At 40.5% G+C, this 19,810-nt stretch carries 21 protein-coding genes; 15 read left to right on the top strand and 6 right to left on the bottom strand.

Translation table 11 applies throughout. From position 1 onward, the window contains the following. Positions 1-9: 9 nt before the first annotated feature. The 6 genes from BST97_RS10390 (at position 10) to BST97_RS10415 (ending at position 5,206) form a co-directional block, all read left to right on the top strand. Positions 10-339 (top strand): HesB/IscA family protein, encoded by a 330-nt coding sequence (locus BST97_RS10390; protein WP_085768227.1) that lies wholly within the window; start codon positions 10-12, stop codon positions 337-339. A gap of 57 nt (positions 340-396) precedes the next feature. Further along, entirely contained in the window at positions 397-1,845 is a 1,449-nt protein-coding gene (gene sufB, locus BST97_RS10395) for a Fe-S cluster assembly protein SufB (RefSeq protein WP_085767171.1), read from the top strand. Positions 1,846-1,861: 16 nt separating this feature from the next. Next, positions 1,862-2,308, top strand: coding sequence for a hypothetical protein (locus tag BST97_RS10400; protein WP_085767172.1), 447 nt, complete (start codon positions 1,862-1,864; stop codon positions 2,306-2,308). Positions 2,309-2,310: 2 nt separating this feature from the next. Continuing rightward, a complete protein-coding gene (gene sufC, locus BST97_RS10405; RefSeq protein WP_085767173.1) occupies positions 2,311-3,066 on the top strand; it encodes a Fe-S cluster assembly ATPase SufC in 756 nt (251 codons plus the stop codon). 101 nt (positions 3,067-3,167) lie between these two features. Beyond that, positions 3,168-4,481 (top strand): Fe-S cluster assembly protein SufD, encoded by a 1,314-nt coding sequence (sufD, locus tag BST97_RS10410; RefSeq protein WP_085767174.1) that lies wholly within the window; start codon positions 3,168-3,170, stop codon positions 4,479-4,481. 137 nt (positions 4,482-4,618) lie between these two features. Beyond that, positions 4,619-5,206 carry a porin family protein gene (locus tag BST97_RS10415; RefSeq protein ID WP_085767175.1) on the top strand — a complete coding sequence of 196 codons (588 nt, stop codon included), beginning with the start codon at positions 4,619-4,621 and terminating at the stop codon, positions 5,204-5,206. Positions 5,207-5,269: 63 nt separating this feature from the next. Here BST97_RS10415 and BST97_RS10420 read toward each other — a convergent pair whose 3' ends face one another. Then, the gene (locus BST97_RS10420) at positions 5,270-6,298 is read right to left on the bottom strand and encodes a glycosyltransferase family 9 protein (RefSeq protein WP_085767176.1); all 1,029 of its coding nucleotides are present in this window, start codon (positions 6,296-6,298) and stop codon (positions 5,270-5,272) included. Positions 6,299-6,305: 7 nt separating this feature from the next. Next, positions 6,306-6,914 (bottom strand): DUF4254 domain-containing protein, encoded by a 609-nt coding sequence (locus tag BST97_RS10425; RefSeq protein ID WP_085767177.1) that lies wholly within the window; start codon positions 6,912-6,914, stop codon positions 6,306-6,308. 168 nt (positions 6,915-7,082) lie between these two features. On the opposite strand from BST97_RS10425, the gene BST97_RS10430 reads away from it, so the two are divergent. Then, a complete protein-coding gene (locus tag BST97_RS10430) occupies positions 7,083-7,325 on the top strand; it encodes a DUF6341 family protein (protein ID WP_085767178.1) in 243 nt (80 codons plus the stop codon). A 25-nt stretch (positions 7,326-7,350) separates the two neighbouring features. On the opposite strand, the gene purD is transcribed toward BST97_RS10430, so the two are convergent. Continuing rightward, positions 7,351-8,625, bottom strand: a complete 1,275-nt coding sequence (gene purD, locus BST97_RS10435; protein WP_085767179.1) for a phosphoribosylamine--glycine ligase — start codon at positions 8,623-8,625, stop codon at positions 7,351-7,353. An 81-nt stretch (positions 8,626-8,706) separates the two neighbouring features. On the opposite strand from purD, the gene BST97_RS10440 reads away from it, so the two are divergent. Together BST97_RS10440 and BST97_RS10445 are read left to right on the top strand one after the other, a co-directional pair. Beyond that, positions 8,707-10,011, top strand: a complete 1,305-nt coding sequence (locus tag BST97_RS10440; RefSeq protein WP_085767180.1) for a phenylacetate--CoA ligase family protein — start codon at positions 8,707-8,709, stop codon at positions 10,009-10,011. Next, complete coding sequence (locus BST97_RS10445) at positions 10,011-11,168, top strand: glycosyltransferase family 4 protein (protein WP_085767181.1); 1,158 nt, start codon at positions 10,011-10,013, stop codon at positions 11,166-11,168. The genes BST97_RS10440 and BST97_RS10445 overlap by 1 nt, the downstream gene beginning before the upstream one ends. Here the strand turns inward: BST97_RS10445 and BST97_RS10450 are convergent. Beyond that, entirely contained in the window at positions 11,165-12,556 is a 1,392-nt protein-coding gene (locus tag BST97_RS10450; RefSeq protein WP_211277427.1) for an undecaprenyl-phosphate glucose phosphotransferase, read from the bottom strand. The genes BST97_RS10445 and BST97_RS10450 overlap by 4 nt on opposite strands. Continuing rightward, a complete protein-coding gene (locus BST97_RS10455) occupies positions 12,519-13,508 on the bottom strand; it encodes a UDP-glucuronic acid decarboxylase family protein (RefSeq protein ID WP_085767182.1) in 990 nt (329 codons plus the stop codon). Before BST97_RS10455 ends, BST97_RS10450 begins: the two co-directional genes overlap by 38 nt. Before the next feature lie 216 nt (positions 13,509-13,724). Here BST97_RS10455 and hflX point away from each other — a divergent pair, with 216 nt between their 5' ends. From hflX to BST97_RS10480, 5 genes are all read left to right on the top strand, one after another. Next, entirely contained in the window at positions 13,725-14,933 is a 1,209-nt protein-coding gene (hflX, locus tag BST97_RS10460) for a GTPase HflX (RefSeq protein ID WP_085767183.1), read from the top strand. 44 nt (positions 14,934-14,977) lie between these two features. Continuing rightward, positions 14,978-15,574 (top strand): hypothetical protein, encoded by a 597-nt coding sequence (locus BST97_RS10465; protein ID WP_157111612.1) that lies wholly within the window; start codon positions 14,978-14,980, stop codon positions 15,572-15,574. A gap of 94 nt (positions 15,575-15,668) precedes the next feature. Continuing rightward, positions 15,669-16,355: a hypothetical protein gene (locus BST97_RS10470; RefSeq protein ID WP_085767185.1), complete on the top strand. Its 687-nt coding sequence runs from the start codon at positions 15,669-15,671 to the stop codon at positions 16,353-16,355. Further along, complete coding sequence (locus BST97_RS10475; RefSeq protein ID WP_169711564.1) at positions 16,348-16,971, top strand: outer membrane beta-barrel protein; 624 nt, start codon at positions 16,348-16,350, stop codon at positions 16,969-16,971. Before BST97_RS10470 ends, BST97_RS10475 begins: the two co-directional genes overlap by 8 nt. 58 nt (positions 16,972-17,029) lie before the next feature. Further along, entirely contained in the window at positions 17,030-17,407 is a 378-nt protein-coding gene (locus BST97_RS10480) for a hypothetical protein (RefSeq protein WP_085767187.1), read from the top strand. Position 17,408: 1 nt separating this feature from the next. Here BST97_RS10480 and BST97_RS10485 read toward each other — a convergent pair whose 3' ends face one another. Beyond that, on the bottom strand, positions 17,409-18,203 hold the full coding sequence (locus BST97_RS10485; protein WP_085767188.1) for a DUF2797 domain-containing protein: 795 nt from the start codon (positions 18,201-18,203) through the stop codon (positions 17,409-17,411). 64 nt (positions 18,204-18,267) lie between these two features. On the opposite strand from BST97_RS10485, the gene BST97_RS10490 reads away from it, so the two are divergent. Then, complete coding sequence (locus BST97_RS10490) at positions 18,268-19,806, top strand: GH3 auxin-responsive promoter family protein (protein ID WP_085767189.1); 1,539 nt, start codon at positions 18,268-18,270, stop codon at positions 19,804-19,806. Positions 19,807-19,810: the final 4 nt, after the last annotated feature.

Raw genomic sequence — 19,810 nt, forward strand, 5'->3', positions numbered from 1 at the left:
ATTATTATGATGATAAGTGTTTCAGAAACTGCAAAAAGTAAGCTTGCCCAACTCATGAGTGAGGAGGGATATGCAATAGATACAGATTTTGTGCGCGTGGGAGTTAAAAGTGGCGGTTGCAGCGGTCTATCTTATGATTTGAAATTTGACCGTGAATCAACTGATACTGATAAGATTTTTGAAGCTAACGAGGTGAAAATCGCAGTCGACAAAAAGAGTTTTCTTTATCTAGTAGGCACCACCCTAGAATACAGTGGCGGCCTTAATGGAAAAGGATTTGTCTTTAACAATCCCAACGCTCAGCGCACATGTGGCTGTGGAGAGAGCTTCAGTTTATAATAAAGTTTTAGGATTGTCACGCTTTCGCGAAAGCGGAAACAAAAACTAAGAAAAGAAATGTCAAAATATACAGAAGAAGAATTACAGAAAGAACTGGAGACTAAAGAATATGAGTATGGTTTCTATACTGATATCGAGTCAGACACGATCCCAGTGGGGTTGAGCGAAGACGTCATCAGGGCAATATCTGCAAAAAAAGATGAGCCAGAGTGGATGCTGGAATGGCGACTTGAATCCTACAGGCACTTTGTTTCCATGCACGAGCCAGAATGGGCAAACGTGCATTATGAAAAGCCAGATCTTCAGTCCATATCTTACTATTCTGCTCCAAATAAAAAACCGAAATACGACAGTCTAGATGAAGTTGATCCAGAATTATTGGAAACCTTTAACAAGCTGGGTATCTCACTAGACGAGCAAAAGAAACTTGCCGGAGTAGCTGTTGATATCGTGATGGATTCTGTTTCTGTAGCGACAACATTTAAGGAAACGCTCGCTGAGAAGGGGATCATCTTTTGCCCCATTTCTGAAGCCATTCAAAAGCATCAAGAGCTGGTTAAGAAATATCTGGGAACGGTAATTCCACAACGGGATAATTATTATGCAGCGTTGAACAGTGCCGTTTTTTCAGACGGTTCTTTTTGCTATATTCCAAAAGGTGTGCGTTGCCCTATGGAACTAAGCACCTACTTCAGAATCAATCAAGCCGGTACCGGACAGTTTGAACGTACCCTAGTCATTGCAGATGAAGGTAGTTATGTGAGTTACCTTGAAGGTTGTACGGCACCCATGAGAGATGAAAATCAGCTGCACGCAGCTTGTGTGGAACTGATTGCTCTAGATGGTGCCGAGATTAAGTATTCAACGGTACAGAACTGGTATCCTGGAAACAAAGAAGGTAAAGGAGGCGTCTACAACTTTGTAACAAAAAGAGGACTTTGCGAGAAAGATGCAAAAATCTCTTGGACCCAAGTAGAAACCGGTAGTGCGGTAACATGGAAATACCCCAGTTGTGTGCTCAAGGGAGATAATTCAGTAGGTGAGTTTTATTCTATCGCTGTAACTAACAACTTTCAGCAGGCTGATACGGGAACTAAAATGGTGCACTTAGGTAAAAACACTAAGTCTACTATTATTTCTAAAGGTATAAGTGCTGGAAAGTCTCAAAACAGTTATCGTGGGCTGGTTCAAATACAACCTCGTGCTAAAAATGCACGTAATTTTTCACAGTGCGATAGTTTATTGATGGGTAACGAGTGTGGGGCGCATACGTTCCCGTACATTGAAACAAAGAACAACAGCGCCAAAGTCGAGCATGAGGCCACTACCAGTAAGATTGGTGAAGACCAGATATTTTACTGTAATCAACGTGGGATCGATACGGAGAAGGCCATTGCATTGATCGTAAATGGTTTTTCAAAGGAAGTCTTGAATAAGCTACCTATGGAATTTGCAGTGGAGGCCCAAAAGCTTCTTGAAATCAGCCTAGAGGGATCAGTAGGATAAATCACAAGTCATTATCATGAAAAAGTTATTTTCTGTTTTGCTGGTGCTATTAATACTAGCCAGTTGTAAAAACAACTCCTCAAAACAATCAGATGAAGAAATAACCGAAATTCAAGAAGTCAAAGAAATTCCAGTTCCTGAAGGTCAGCAACGCTATGAAGGAGATTTTGTTTATGCGGTAGACGCAGCTGTGCTCACGGCAAACAATAATTTCTATGCCGTGAAGATCGATTCCATGATGAAGAAACTTAACAGCATAGCTGAAGCTCTCAAGGAAAATGAATATGATGCCGTTAACGTGGTCATACACGGTATCGAAGAACCTAATCCCATGCGAGTGGAAACCGGAGAGGGTTGGGAAAAAATGATCACCATCAAAAAAATTATTGAAGTAACGCCTGCAATCAACTCGCAGGTAATCACTACAGGAAACCGTAAACTTCCTAAAAACGACACAAAGTAATTATGTTAAGGATAAAGAATCTACACGCCTCTATCGAGGACAAGGATATTTTAAAAGGTATCAATCTTGAAGTCAACCCGGGTGAGGTTCACGCGATCATGGGACCTAATGGCTCAGGAAAATCCACTCTTGCGAGTGTGATCGCAGGTCGCGAGGATTATGAAATGACACAAGGAGAGATTGTACTTGAAGGTGAGGACATCAGCGAGATGGATCCCGATGAACGTGCCCACAAAGGTGTTTTCCTTTCATTTCAATACCCGGTAGAGATTCCTGGGGTGAGCGTGACTAACTTCATGAAAACTGCCATCAATGAGACCCGCAAGGCTCAAGGCAAGGAAGAAATGACCGCAAAGGATATGCTCAAGTTGATACGCGAGAAATCTGAGATGCTTGAGATAGACCGTAAATTCTTATCACGTTCACTTAATGAGGGATTCTCTGGCGGTGAAAAGAAGCGTAACGAGATCTTTCAGATGGCCATGCTGGAACCTAAGCTTTCTATTCTGGATGAAACAGACTCAGGTCTGGATATAGACGCATTGCGTATCGTTGCAAATGGTGTTAACAAGCTTCGTAGTGAGGATAATGCGACGATTGTGATCACGCATTACCAGAGACTTTTGGACTACATTGTTCCTGATTACGTACACGTTCTCTACAATGGGAAGATCGTTAAATCTGGCGGCAAGGAGCTAGCTCTTGAGTTGGAAAAACGTGGATACGACTGGATCAAGGAAGAGGCTGCGACAGTTTAGAAAATAGGCAGTAAGGATTAAATGGAGTACGCTTTCGCGCCTGCCTGCCTGGCGAAAAATACAGGCACGACAGGCAGGAAAGCGTAACAAAAATCAACAGTATGAGTTTCAAAGAAAACGTTCTTTCCTCTTTTATGGCGCTTGAAAATCAAGTGGATACGGAAAGTTATGTACACGGTATAAGAAATAGAGCTCTGGGGGAGTTTGAGAAAAAAGGCCTTCCACAGAAGAAGGACGAAGCTTATAAATACACCTCACTGAAATCACTCTTCAATAAAGAGTACACCATGTTCCCCAAACATGAGAGCTCTCTAGAATATTCAGACATACAGAAGTATCTAGTTCATAACATTGATACCTACCGGGTGGTATTTATCGATGGAGTTTACAGCTCTTACCTTTCTCAAACTACGCACGATAAATATGATGTTTGCTTGATGTCCAGCGCATTGACAAATCCTAAGTATGCGGAGGTCATAGAAAAATATTACGACAAGATTGCTGGTAAAGATGGGGTAGCCTCCCTTAATACGGCTTTTGCTAAAGAAGGAGCTTATATCAAAATAGGCGATGACATTTCGGTACGCAAGCCTATTGAAGTGGTTTATTTCACAACTGGTAAAGAGAACAATCTCATTGTCCAGCCGCGTAATCTAGTGGTTGTGGGTAGAAATTCTCAAGTACAGATTGTTGAACGCCACCAGAGCTTAACGAGCAATGCTGTATTTACCAACTCTGTAACTGAGATTTTTGCTGATCGAGATGCCGTAGTTGATTATTACAAAATCCAGAACGACAAGCTGGAAGCTTCCTTAATAGATCATACAAGCGCTGAGCAACAACATGGAAGTGAAGTTAGGCTTCACACCTTTTCATTTGGTGGTGCGCTTACGCGAAATAACCTCAACTTCTATCAAAAAGGGCAGCATTGCAACTCTCTTTTAAATGGTGTTACTATTATTGAAGGCAAGCAGCATGTGGATCACAGTACACTTGTTCACCACACTGCAGAAAACTGCACAAGCTATCAAGAGTACAAGCAAATCTTTGATGATAAATCTGTAGGTGTATTTAATGGAAAGGTGCTTGTAGATAAAGTTGCCCAAAAAATTAATGCCTTCCAGCAAAATAATAACGTTTTAATAAGTGATAAAGCAACCATCAACGCAAAGCCGCAATTAGAAATTTTTGCTGATGATGTAAGCTGCTCGCATGGTTGTACTATAGGACAACTGGACGAGGACGCTTTATTCTACATGCAATCTCGTGGCATACCGCTTAAAGAGGCCAGAGCTTTACTCATGTTTGCATTTGCAAATAGCGTTTTGGAAAGCGTGAGAATTCCCGAAATCAAAACTAAGGTGACAAAATTGATCGCTAAGAAGTTGGGAGTGGACATTGGGTTTGACTTATAATTAATTTTATCGTTGAACAACGTTTTCATTAAGGTATTTACCTTAATTTTAATACTCATTGTATAAATATTATCATTTTTACTTGCCTATTATGGTTTTTGAACTAATATTTGACCCGTTAATCAACAATTAATATTATGAAAAAACTATTACTTACAGCAGTTATCGCGCTTTGTGGACTAGGTCTAACTAATGCGCAAGAAATTGATTTTGGAGTTCAAGCAGGTGTGAACTTTGCAACTTTTAACGGAGATGATATTGAAGATGCAGATGGTAGAACAGGAATCAACGTTGGTGTTACTGGAGAGTACATGTTCAACGATTCTTTTGCTTTATTTTCTGGTGTTATCTACTCCATGCAAGGATTACAGGCTGAAGAAAATGGGTTTGAGGAAAAAATTAAGTTGGACTATTTAAATGTTCCTATTTTAGGAAAATTCTATCTTGGAGGATCTGGTTTCTCTATTGATGCTGGTCCACAAGTGGGCTTCTTAATCAATGATGAATATACTCTTGAAGGCAACGGTGAGGAAGTTTCTGAAGAGACTGATGCTGAAAGTATAGATTTAAGCGTTGGTGGTGGTCTTTCTTACAAATTTTTGGAAGGCACTACTCTAGAAGGCCTTTCTGTAGGAGCGAGATACATGCAAGGACTATCCGGAATAGGTGAAGATGTAGACATATTTAACTCTGTTTTGTCGATCAACCTCGGATATAGATTTTAATACGAATCAAACTGATTTCAAAACGCTTGATCAAATGATCAAGCGTTTTTTTATTGTGATAATTTAAAGTACTTCCCTCAACCGCTTTACAACTCGTGATATTTTAATCGAATTGGTCACTTTCAAATAGCCTTTGACTTTCTCGTTCCCAAAAACAGAAGTCGGCAGTAAAGGAAACTTTTCTCTGTCTGCACAAATTTGATTCTCATCAGGTTGAGCATAAGGAGCAAAACCTGCGTAGGGATGTGTATTTCCCCATAACGTTATCGTAGGTACATTAAATAGTGCAGCAAGATGGCCGTTCCCGCTATCCATGGCAATCATGGCGTCGAGATTAGAAATAACATCCAGCTCTTCTTCAAAGGTAAATTTCCCAGCCATGTTAAAGACCTGAGAAGTGGTAGCCGCAACAAGGTCTAGTTTTCTCTCTTCTTGTTTTCCGCCACCTATCAAAATGATCTTCACATCAAATTCACTGGCAATACGTTGTGTAATTTTACGAGCGCGCTTGACTGTTAGAGCCTTTGTTTTATGCGCTGCAAATGGAGCAAAACCGATCCATTTAGTCGACTTCTCTCCCAGGACTTCCTTTATTTTTTGAGATAGATCCCGTCTAGATAAAAATGCATTTTTCTCTAGCTGAAATTGAAATCCAGCTTTATGGAATACCTGCAGGTAACGTTCTGTTGTATGGGCTAAAGGTTGGAAAAAATTGGGGTCTTTGACAAGTCTTTTTTTCTCTGAACGGCCCTTATCGATGGTAAATATTCTTGCTTTTTTGGTTAGACCTCGCACAACCTTAGTTCGCAAAACATTATGCAGATCTAGAAAAGTTTCTATTTCCAGCGCATTGATCTCTCGAGATAATCTTACTAATCCAGGCAAGCCCTTATGACGTCCCTTTAAATCTGCTTCTATGAGATTTACCTGTTCCAAATCTCTAAAAAGCGCAAAAAATCGCTTTTGTGTCAGTAGAAAAACCTCAATTGATGGATACGATTTATTCAGTGCCAGAAGCACAGGCACCACCATGGCTACATCTCCCATTGCGCTAAGACGGGAGACTAAAATCCTTCTAGGAACAACTGGCATTTACTCGCTACTTGCTGTTGCGCAATACTGGATTTAGCTCGTCGTCATTGTACATTTTCATCTGCTTATAGACTTTCATGTGCTTTTCACCATTTGAGATATCTTCCAGCAATTGATCGAGAGCAGAGCTCAAATCTTTACGTTGTTCCAGTAAAACCTGAAGTTTTGCATCACACGCAATTCTATGGTCCTCACTAGCATCTTGCCGAGTTGCCTCCAGATGCATGTGATAAATCTTCAAGGCAAGAATGGACAAGCGATCTACAGCCCAGGCGGGACTTTCTGTGTTAATGGTCGCATCATCCTTAACCGCGACATCGCTATATTTTTTGAGAAAATAGCTATCTATATATTCTACCGTATCGGTTCTGTCTTGATTGCTAGCGTCAATTTTCCTTTTGAGTTTCAGAGCTGCTTCAGGCTTAATATTAGGATCCCTTATGATGTCTTCATAGGCCCACTGGACCGTATCAATCCAGCATTTACGATACAATAAATGCTCGATGAGCTCTGAATTACGATCGTAGGGATTGTTGAATTCCTGATCGACAGAGTCAATCTCCTTGTATTTTTTAATAACCTCCTGAAAGATAGTATTTGCCTTCTCTGAAAACATAAGTCATTTTTAGATTACAAATATAAAGAGATCTTGACCGGCTTTCAGGCACCGCAACACTTTAGGGGTTGATTAAGTTTTCCTAAAAACTTTTGGCAAATCCCAAAAAATGATTAATTCCATTTATTATGTATTATTTTTGCCGTTCCAATAAGAATTTGAAACAAGATGAAAGAAGTTTTTGAGGCAATTGCATGGTTTCACGAGGAGGTTCTCTTCGTTCCTTTTGATGCGTTGAGAGAATTGGAAAATGATAACTGGTGGCTGGCAAATACAATAACCTGGATATCTATTATCATACTATGTGTTGCTGTAGGCTACTGGATGAAGCAGCTTCGCATCTTTGAGCAAAATGGTGAAGAGGACAAAACTCAAACTGCTCACTCCTTCCTAGGAAAGAATCAGCAGTAAGATTTACAGAATTGAAATAACGAGTTTATAGGTCAAAACCTATATCCTTGCGATAATAGATCCTATCGTAATGCAATTTTGAGGCATTGTGATAGGATTTTTTTAGTGCCTCCTTGAAATCATCTGCAAAGCTGGTAATAGCTAAAACGCGACCACCGCTGGTAACTACTTTGCCTTCATCTGCCAGAGTGGTTCCCGCGTGAAAAACGATTGATCCTTCCACCTTTTCAAGCCCACTGATCTCCTTACCTTTTTCATAAGCCTCTGGATAACCGCCTGAGACGCACATTACGGTTGTTGCAGATCGTGGATCGATTTCTAGATGTTGTTTGGAGAGTTCCGCTTTCGCGAAAGCGTGCAAATGTTCCAGCAAATCACTTTTTATACGCGGTAAGACCACTTCAGTCTCTGGGTCGCCCATGCGCACGTTGTATTCAATCACATAGGGATTTTTGTTCACGATCATGAGTCCTATAAAAATGAAGCCTTTGTATTCTAAATCATCTGTTTTCAGACCGTCCACCGTAGGTTTTACAATATTATCCTCAATTTTTTGCATGAGCTCATCATCTGCAAACGGGACGGGTGATACCGCTCCCATACCGCCCGTATTGAGGCCTGTATCTCCCTCACCTATTCTTTTATAATCTTTTGCGGTAGGAAGGATTTTATAGCTATTTCCATCTGTCATGACGAAGACGCTCATCTCAATACCATCTAGATATTCCTCAATCACAACCTTATTAGACGCAGCGCCAAATTTTCCAGAAACCAGCATGTCTTCCAGAGCTTGCTTAGCTTCTTCTCTATCTTGAATAATCAAGACGCCTTTACCTCCCGCGAGGCCATCAGCCTTGAGCACGTAAGGGGGCGTAAGTCGATCAATGAACTCCATACCTTGCTTAAGAGTCGAGGCGGTGAAGCTTTCATAGGCGGCGGTAGGAATGCCGTGCTTTACCATAAATTGCTTTGCATACTCTTTAGAACCTTCTAGGTGCGCGGCTTCTCTTGAGGGACCTATGACATTTACGTGATGGAGCTCCTTATCTGACTTGAAGAAATCATAAATGCCTTCAACAAGTGGTGCTTCTGGTCCAACAACGACCATTTCAATTTTAGATTCTATACAGAATTTTTTAATGCTGGGGAAGTCAGTTACGGAAAGGTTGATGTTTTCAGCAATTTTTGCGGTTCCGGCATTTCCCGGAGCCACATAAAGCTGGGTCAATAGCGGACTATTGTTTATAGAATGAGCAAATGCGTGTTCTCTACCTCCCGCACCCAGTATCAAAACGTTCATAAAGCAATGGTTTAATGAGTAACAAAAATAGCAGTTCCCGTTAGCAGAATTGGTACATTTGTCCACAAACCTTGTGGTAATTTGGACTTATTTAAAAGCGTTTTAAAACTTAAAGGGTTCCCTATAGATCAAGCGACTGAACGACTTCAGGAGATCCAATCCATCCCTGATAGCGCATACGCCGAATATCTTGAAAATAGAAAAAACGACATTCTCAAGTTTCATTTTGAAAATAACGCCTATTACAAGAATATTTTAGGCGGACAGCTTCCTAAAATCTGGAACGATGTCCCCATTCTGACCAAAAAAGATCTACAAGCTCCTTTATCAAATAGGCTATCTAAAGGATACGAAAAAGGGGTTTATGTGAATAAAACTTCTGGCTCTAGTGGTACACCATTCATTTTTGCCAAGGACAAGTTTTCACATGCCTTGACTTGGGCCTACATTTTAGATCGTTACAATAATTACGATATTGATTTTGGGAAGGCTTTACAAGCTCGATTTTATGGAATCCCTCTTGATTTTGTAGGTTATAGAAAGGAAAGGCTGAAGGATTTTCTAAGTCATAGATATCGCTTTCCTGTTTTTGATCTATCTGATAATGTCCTGGATGAATATGTCAAGACCTTTGCGAAGAAGTCCTTTCAATATGTTTATGGATACACCAGTTCTCTTGTACTTTTTGCTAAATACTTGAAATCAAAAAATCTTGTTCTAAATGAAGTTTGCCCAAGTCTTAAGAGCTGCATCGTGACTAGTGAGATGTTGTTTCCCGAGGACAAAAAATTGCTGGAGGAGAGCTTCGGTGTATTTGTAATCAATGAATATGGTGCGAGCGAACTGGACCTGATCGCCTTCACTAATAAAGATGATGAATTTGAACTGAATAACCAGACGTTGTTTATTGAGATCGTAGATGATGATCATCAGCCCGTGCCTCACGGTACGACTGGAAATATTATTGTGACCTCTTTATATAACAAGGCACATTCTATGATACGATATGCCATAGGAGATTTAGGAATAATAGACCCTGCAAGTACCGCCAAAAACCAAATTTTGAAAAAATTAGTAGGTCGCACTAACGATGTTGCCGTTCTCGCTAAAGATAAAAAAGTCCCGGGACTCACTTTTTATTATGTCACCAAAAGTGTCATAGACGACACAGCAAACATTAAAGAATTTATTGTTGAGCAGTTAGCTGTCGATGAATTTAAGGTGACCTATACGGCAGACCAAATTATAGGATCCGGAAAAGAAAAAGCGATCAAAGAGGCTTTGGAGAAATATGTCGGCACTGGTTTGAAGATCTCAATAGTAAAAGTAGATCAACTTGATCGTGGGGCTCGAGGCAAGCTAAAACAATTTATTTCTCATTTGTAATGGAAAGGAGAGAAATACTCATCATTTCAAATTACTACCCTCCAGAGAGTGGTGCAGCTGCCAATAGAATTCAAACGCTGGCTCAGTCTCTTAGAGATCATGGTATTGATACTCAGATAGTCTGTCCGTTACCTAATTATCCTACTGGGCAAGTCTTCAGAGAATTTAGAGGCAAATTATGCACAAAAACTACAGAAGATTCTATCACTGTAAACCGACTATGGTTGTGGCCCAGTAAGTCTGAAAATAAGTTAGTGCGCTTGTTTAGCATGCTATCATTTGCTCTCAGCCTCAGTTTGTATTTGATTTTCTCAAAAACTCCCAAAAAAGTTATTATTCAATACTCACCTGTTTTTGTAGGATTTGCTGGTGTTTTTTGGTGCTGGATTCTAGGTAAGAGGATCATTTTGAATGTTTCGGACTTATGGCCATTGGCGGGTCTTGAAATGGGATTATTGAATAAAGGAACTTATTATACCCTGCTTGAAAAGATGGAATCTTTCTGCTATCAAAAAAGTGATCTAATTTTAGGACAGTCAGAAGAAATCTTAGAGCACGTTAAGAAACAAACAAAAGAAAAAGAACTTTTTCTCTATCGTAACTACCCCACTTTTGCACCACCTCAACCGGTTGACAAACCGATCAAAAAACCTATTAAAATAGTTTATGCTGGACTGGTAGGTGTTGCTCAAGGACTCTCTAAGATATTTTCACAGATAACAATTCCGGATCATGTTGAATTTCATATCTATGGTGATGGACCAGATATGAGTTCCTTAGAGAATCTCAAAAAAACACAAATTACGTTTCACGGATCAGTATCTCGAGATGTTCTACATCAAGAACTGCAAAATTATGATCTTGCGTTTGTCCCGCTTATAACACGCATTTACGGATCAGTGCCTTCTAAAATCTTCGAATATTCTAGGTTGGGTTTGCCATTACTTTACATGGGCGGTGGAGAAGGTGGTGATGTTGTGAAAAATAATGAAATAGGTTGGGTTATTGAGGTAGGCAACTATAAACAATTGGAGCGCTTTTTAGAGCAGCTTGATCAGAAATCATTTGAAGGGATGGCTAAAAGTCAAATTCAAAAAAGAGCAGTAGGAAGTTTTGATTTTAATGATCAATTCAAAAATCTAGTAGAGAAGCTTTAGTAGGCTTTATCCTCTCCGGTAAACACATTTGAGACAGTCTTGAAAATAATCTTTAGATCCATACCCAGGCTCCAGTTCTCGATGTAGAATATATCATTGCGTACCCGACCTTTAATATCTTCCTCTGTTTCAACCTCACCTCTGTAACCACTTACTTGGGCTAAACCTGTAATTCCAGGCTTAACAAAGTGCCTTACCATGAATTTATCGATGCGTTGTGCGTACATATTTGTGTGGCTTACCATATGAGGTCGTGGGCCTACCACGCTCATGTCGCCTATTAAAACATTGAAAAATTGAGGTAGTTCATCGATACTGGATTTTCTTAAAAACCTCCCGATTTTGGTAATGCGTTTATCTCCTCTAGTCACCTGATTAAGGTGCGCAATTTTATTGGGTACCATAGATCGAAACTTGTAACAAGTAAACTCACGGTAGTCCAATCCATTTCTTTTCTGCTTGAAAAAGACAGGTCCTTTAGATTCAAGTTTGATGATTAGTGCAATAATAGGAATCAACCACGAGAGTAAACCTAAAATGACTAAGACCGAGAATAAAATATCAAAAGAACGCTTAAAAATTTTATTAGCGAGATCATCTAAAGGTATTTCTCTTAGACTCAGGACTGGAGTCAATCCGTAATAGTCATAATTCAATTGCTTGGACATGACTGCCTCAGTGTCTGGAATAAACTTTAGCGTGCGTAGATTATTGTCTGCAAAGTCGGTAAGGTCCAGAAGTTGATTATTGCTCAACTCCTTCACACTACAGAATATCTCATCAATGTTCTGTTCCAATACAGTTTCCATAAAACTCATTAGATCAAAATCACCTTGCTTGACATCGATGAAATCTTTAGAACGATAACCTAAATCATCATGAGTGGTAAAGAATTTATGAAGACGTTCTGTTTCTGAGTTTTTACCCAGTATGACCACCGTACGGTAATTACCCCCTAGAGCACTTCTATAATTTTTCAGAAAGAAAAACAACGATAATTTAATGAGGGCAATAGCACCCATGGTTGTACCGAAATAATTGAAAATGAAAACACTTTCTTGATCGATCTTATAGAAATAACCAAAAAATGCAAAGACCACAAATAAGAAAAATAAGCCTTGTTTCACGATTTTAATGAGTAAGGTACTCAGCTCCGTATTACGCCTGATTTTATAGAAGTCGATCTGCATGGAGATCACTACCCAGCAAATTCCTACAAACAAACCGAACGTGAAAATTTCAACATCTTCATGAAAGAAAAAGTAGGCTAGGGTAATAATTACTGCAAGATCAACAACGTAGGAAATGGGTTTGATAAAACCCGAAAACCGCTTGTTGCTGTATGCAATCTTATCTTCTGATATGTTTAGCAAAGTCCTTGTGCTCACGTTTTCCCAGTTCTTCCTTTGAAAGGGATTTAAAATATTCAAAGGTTTTCTTCATTCCCTCCTCACGAGATGTCTTAGGTTCCCAGCCCAGCAGTTGCTTAGCTACTGATATATCCGGTCGCCTTCTTAAGGGATCATCTTGTGGTAAGTCTTTAAAAATGATTTTTTGATCTGTCCCGGTCAGTTTTACAATCTCTTTGGCAAAGTCTAAAATAGTAATCTCATGTGGATTACCTATGTTCACGGGATCTGAATAATCGCTGTGCAATAAACGATAGATTCCTTCTACCTGATCATCTACAAAACAAAAGGATCTCGTTTGACTTCCATCTCCAAAAACCGTTAAATCCTCACCTCTCAAGGCTTGTCCCATAAAAGCCGGGATTACACGACCGTCATTGAGTCTCATGCGCGGTCCATACGTATTAAAAATACGCACGATACGAGTTTCTAACCCGTGAAACCTATGATAGGCCATAGTCATGGACTCTTGAAAACGCTTTGCCTCATCATAAACGCCGCGAGGTCCTATAGTATTTACATTACCGTAGTATTCTTCACTTTGTGGATGCACTAATGGGTCACCATAGACCTCACTCGTGCTAGCAATGAGCAGCCGCGCATTCTTGTTCATGGCAAGGCCCAACAAGTTATGCGTACCCAATGAGCCTACTTTAAGCGTCTGAATGGGAATTTTCAGATAATCTATAGGGCTTGCTGGACTGGCAAAATGCAAGATGTAATCCAGCTCTCCAGCAACATGTACAAAATTGGACACATCGTGGTGGTAAAATTCAAATTGCTCGAGAGCAAAAAGGTGTTCAATATTCTTAAGGTCTCCCGTGATGAGATTATCCATTCCTACAACACGATAACCTTCACCTATGAATCGATCACAAAGGTGCGATCCCAAGAAACCAGCCGCTCCAGTGATTAAAATCCTTTTGCTCATAGCATATCTTTAGGCTGCAAATATACTGGATAAACCGCTGTCTTAGGATTTGGTTAACAACCTGCTCGCCGGTAAATCTTGAGGAGCGTTTGAGGGAGTACGCTTTCGCGAAAGCGTAACAATTAAAAGCATATTTCTTACTAAAACCTAAACAATTTCTAACCCGCAACATTTAACTTCGGAAACCAATATCTTTGTTTCAATCTAACACTATTTATGCTAGAACAGGACGATCACAATTACGAGAAGGCTATACTCATAGGGGTGGTAACCCAGCAACAAACTGAGGAAAAACTCGAAGAATACCTCGACGAACTTGAGTTTCTTGCCTATACCGCAGGAGCGACAGTTTTAAAGCGATTCACGCAGAAAATGCAGCATCCCAATCCCAAAACCTTTATTGGTTCTGGTAAAATGGAAGAAGTAGCCGCTTATGTGGAAACGCATGATGTAGGGACAGTGATTTTTGATGATGAGCTCACTCCTGCTCAGCAGAAAAACATCGAGAAGATCCTGAAATCAAAGATCATCGATCGTACTTATTTGATTTTGGACATTTTTGCCCAGCGTGCTCAAACCAGTTATGCGCGTACACAGGTGGAACTGGCGCAGTACGAGTATCTGTTACCCAGACTTGTAGGTTTATGGACACACCTTGAGCGCCAAAAAGGAGGAATCGGGATGCGTGGTCCTGGAGAAACCGAGATCGAGACTGACCGTCGTATCGTGCGCGATCGTATAAGCCTGCTCAAGAAAAAATTGGTCACGATCGATAAACAAATGGCGACTCAGCGTGGCAATCGTGGCAAGTTGGTGCGTGTAGCGCTTGTGGGTTATACTAACGTGGGGAAGTCCACACTCATGAACGTGGTCTCAAAAAGCGATGTTTTTGCGGAAAACAAATTATTTGCGACACTTGACACCACGGTGCGTAAAGTAGTAGTAGGCAACCTGCCTTTTTTGCTGACTGATACGGTAGGATTTATCAGAAAACTACCTACCCAACTCGTAGAATCTTTCAAATCAACGCTCGATGAGGTTCGTGAGGCCGATTTATTATTACACGTCGTGGATATTTCCCACGAGTCTTTTGAAGACCACATCGCGTCAGTAAATGGAATTCTGGAAGAAATTGAAGCGCTGAGTAAACCTACGGTTATGGTTTTCAATAAAATCGATCAGTACAAAGCGGAAGCTTATGACGAGACCGACCTAATGACCGAGCGAACCACAGCGCATTACTCGCTGGAAGAATGGCAAAAAACCTGGATGGCCCGCGATGTCGATGCGATTTTCATCTCGGCTATCGAGAAGGAAAATATGGAAGACTTCAGAAAACTGGTCTACGACAAGGTGCGCGAGATTCATGTACAGCGCTTCCCATACAATTCATTCTTGTATCCTGATTATAGCGAGGAGGAGTAACGCAACCTTTTGTGGATTAAGGCATCTTGATGGAAACTTTATCCATGAAAGCCACACTACTTTTCTATAGATTTCTATATCTCACCCTGCCTTTATGTGCATCTATGTGTTGTCCTGAAGAGGATCAGATTTTTTATGAACGATTCTCAAAGGAAACTGATCCAGTCAGCATTATTGAAAATCAACAAGCGACTTACAATGTAGGAGATACGCTCTTTGTAAACACTTCAATAGCTTTTGAACAAGATTTTGATGGTCAGCAGTTCAATTTATTGGAGATGAACTCTACGCAGGAGGAAAGATACGGTTACTTCAATCTAGTTCTTTATTGGCAAAATGATTTTGGAACCTCAACACCCATAAACATTTTAGATGAAAACTTGGTTACTTCTTCAGGTTCTTCAGAAGTTTATGACGATCGTATTTTCAACACGATGACGATTGATCCTAATGGTTTTAATCACAGAATAGGAATTATTTTGAGAGAGACGGGAACGTATAAACTCGGCGGATTTATCAACGGGAATAATGAACCTTTACTTATAAGCTACAACTTTGACACTACGGACAAAATTTTTCAGATCTACGCGCCGCTAGACGCATCATCTGTAGATGGATTTTATGAGTTTAGGGTGGAATAGTTCAGAGTGAATGATATTTATAGTTATTGATTTTTACAAAATATTATTAATACGTTAAGTTGTATATCTTTATCACTTATAAAAATCAATCAAAATGAAGTTCGCAAAAACTATTCTCTTTCCCATTATCTTATTGTTTACTATTTACTCTTATTCACAATTTCCACCTAAATCATTTGATGGTAAAGTGATTTTTAATGATGGTACTGAAAAAAATGGTAAAGTTAGATTCCCTATCATGGAAACTGATGTAGTGATAGTCTTGAAATACGTCGATGGTGATAAAGATAGAATCCCAATTGAAGAAGTTAAGTTTATTGAGGTGTCTTATGGTAAAGGAAACAAAGCCCTTCTTTCAATAGGAAAATCCACTAAGTATTCTAAAAGAAAAAAAGACTTTGTTTGGCATAAACCTGGATATGGTGGTAAAAGTTGGAGAAATGTTGGTCATGTTTTTGGTATTCATGATGATTTAGTTCTTACTAGGCATGGAGCATCATATGAAATAAAGAGGAAAAGAGGCGAGGAACAATTTTTTACCGTCTATAATGCTGGATATTTCTCATTTATATCCCACATGGATGACGAGAAAATGATTCCATTGTCTGATATTCAATCGAAGAAAGAAAAGATTAGATTAAGAGCAATAAATTATTTTTTCACTTCAGAGGAATGTAGATCCATTATCATTGAAAAACTGACCAAAGATGTAACTACCCTAGATGGAATTAATGAAATAATTCAAGAGTATGCAGATTGTAAAAACTCTAAAAATGATTAGAAATTTGAAAGCTCTCTCGTTTCTGATTTTCGTTCTATTGACTTCAAGTGTATATGGACAATTTGGTGAACTTTGCGTAGACTGTTACCCTAGTGTTGAGGTGGGAGGGGTTAATTCCAGTATAAACGGTTTTGATAATACCAGTTCCAAAACAGGGTTTTATATCGGCTATTTTAATTATAGGTGGATAAGTGATTCTTTCGCTTTGAGAGCTGGTGGAACTTATCAAAATCTAGGTGTACAAATAGATGATGCTGAAGACAATTTTATTATCCATTCTATAAATTTTCCGGTAAGTCTGCATTATACCTATCAAAATAAGTTCCAAGGTTTCATAGGTGGTGAGCTTGGTACAAACCTGTTCGGCTCTTATCCTGAATCTAACGAGCCGTCTAATATTACAGGTGCTAATGATGTCGACATACGAGAAGTTGTTTCTTTTCTGGATGCCAGCATATTCCTTGGGGTTGGTGTGATTATATCTGATAACATTGACATCAACCTAAGATACAACCTAGGCGTGACCGATGTCAGAAGTCAAGAATTCAACACAGAAGGTGAGGAATGGAATGAAAACTGGTTGACTTTAAGCATAGCTTATACTTGGAGGGATTGATCTGTGACGGTCAGGTCGTAGATTCCAAAACCTTTGTCAAATATTAAATCATCTCATCATGAAAAATTTTAAATACTATTTCTCGCTACTGGTTTTACCATTGTTTCTTGCATGCAATACTGATGACGATAACAATTCTGAACCTGAACCGGAGCCCATTGTTGCCAATGCCAGGGTGTTGTATAGAGGTTTTTGTGGAGCAGGTCATTACTATGTTGAAATGAATGACGTTCCTCTAGACAGCTTGCCTAATGGCCAGAGATACCCCTTCTATACTTTTCTCGATTGGCCAGAAGAATTTTGGATTGATGACCTTGAGGTATTTGTCGATTATAGAAATAAACTCTCTGGAGAGGAACGAGCTTGTCCCGCCGTAGGTCCCCAACCTCATAGATTTGTTGCTAGAGAAGTCTTGCTGCCTACAGCCACAGAATAAATCACCCCACCCTCAACTCCACCACAAAGCCCTCGTGGCTGCGCACGTTCATGACGTGACCGTCTTCAAAAATGAGGTACTGCCCTTTGATTCCTTTTAAGATGCCGCTGTGTTCAGGGGTTTTTGTAAGGTTGACAGATTTGACCTTTTTTGGGTATTGCTCTACCGGGAAATGGATGAGCGTTTCTTCGTTGACTTCGACGATGTGCTCTTGAGCCTCTTTGGGAATGTGGGGGAGTATGCTTTCGCGAAAGCGTAACAAATCCACATCTTCAATTTTATTGGTCAGCATCGTGCGCCAGTTGGTTTTATCGGCTACATAGTCTTTTAGGGCAACTTCTGTGATTCCAGCGAGATAACGGTTAGGCGTTTCGGCGATGATGACAGCCTCGTGTGCGCCTTGATCAATCCAGCGTGTGGGAATCTGGGACTTGCGGGTCACGCCTACTTTTACATTGCTGCTGTTTGCGAGATAAACGATGTGCGGTTGCAGCTGCACGCGTTTTTCATATTCCAGATCGCGATCTTCTTCATCGAGATGGGCGCGGCTCAGTTCTGGTTTCATAATCCAGTCACCCGCTTGCGGAATCTGGGAAAAGCAATCATAACAAAACCCCTGTCGCCAGATCTTTTTATCCAGACCGCAGTTAAGACACTCATTTGCCACGTGTTTGAGGCTAATTTTTTGATTCAATAGGGCGTTGACATGCACAAAATCATCCCTGAAAACCTCGTAATATTGGACGGTTTCCTTAAGTTCTGTTTGCATCTTGCGCAGCGTGCCCGTTATAACCATTTTAGTATCTTTATCTTTTACAGAATTTAACTTAGCTCAAAAATACCACTAACCCCTCACCTAAATGGCAAATGCCCTGCTCAATTCCGTCGTATCATGGTTTCTCAAGAAACGCATACACGATATGGAGCTTTTTATGAAACACCCACAAGAGCTGCAGTTTAATGTGCTCTATGATCTGGTGTATTTTGCTCGGTACACAGAATACGGTAGAAAATACGGTTTCTCAAGCATCAGATCCTACAAGGATTTTACGGAGCGCGTCCCACTGACGGACTATGAAGGCTCCCGTGCCGATATAGAACGCAGCAAAAATGGCGAGGGAAATATCTTTTGGCCTACCGACATTCGCTGGTTTGCCATGAGCAGTGGAACCACAAATACCAAAAGTAAATTCATACCTGTAAGTCAGGAATCGCTGGAAGATTGCCATTATGCCGCAGCAAAAGACCTGCTGTGTATGTACCTCAACAACAATCCTGACTCTAAACTCTTCAAAGGTAAAGGACTGCGGCTGGGTGGAAGTAAAAAACTAGACAAACGCGCCGGCACCGCCGCTGGGGATCTGAGCAGCATTTTGATAGATAACATGCCCTTCTGGGCAGATTATAGTTCCACGCCCGGCAATGAGATTGCTCTTCTTGCCGACTGGGAAGTAAAAATGCCAGCGATCGTTCAGGAAACGATTCATGAAAACGTGACCAGTCTGGCAGGCGTACCTTCTTGGATGATGGTTCTGCTCAACAATGTTTTGGAGACCACTGGCTACGACCATATTCTTGAAGTGTGGCCGGCGATGGAAGTATTCTTTCATGGTGGCGTGAGCTTTGAGCCCTATGCCGCACCTTTTAAAAAGCTACTACCAGCAGACCACATCAAATATTACGAGACCTACAACGCCAGTGAGGGTTTCTTTGCGATTCAAGATACTAACGACAGTAAAGAGCTGTTGCTCATGCTGGACTACGGGATTTTCTATGAGTTCATTCCCATAGACACTTATGGAACTCCGCAAGAGAAGGTGATTCCGCTGGACGAGGTTGAGCTGGGTAAAAACTATGCAGTGATTATTACCACAAACGCTGGTTTATGGCGCTACAACGTGGGTGATACGGTGCGGTTTACCAGCCGCGATCCCTATCGCATCAAGGTCACCGGTCGTACTAAACATCACATTAATGTTTTTGGTGAGGAGCTGGTGATTGAGAATGCAGAGAACGCTTTAAAAATGACCATCAAAGACTATCCTTGCACCATTAAGGACTATACTGTTGCTCCCATTTTTATGGAAGGCAAGGAAAAGGGTGCTCATGAGTGGATGCTGGAATTTGGCGAGGAGCCCGATGATTTTTACGCTTTCGCGAAAGCGCTAGACCTCAACCTGCAACACGTCAATAGCGACTACGAGGCAAAAAGATATAACAATACCACACTGCGGGAACCCGTGATCCACAAAGCGGAACAAAACGTTTTTTACAACTGGCTCAAGGAAAAAGGCAAGCTGGGCGGTCAGCACAAAATACCTAGATTAAGCAACAGTCGCGAGTATCTGGAAGAACTACTCGTGATACATCGTAAACAAAACGACCAAGTCACTTTTTAAAATA

The sequence above is a fragment of the Nonlabens spongiae genome (assembly GCF_002117125.1).
GTDB lineage: Bacteria > Bacteroidota > Bacteroidia > Flavobacteriales > Flavobacteriaceae > Nonlabens > Nonlabens spongiae.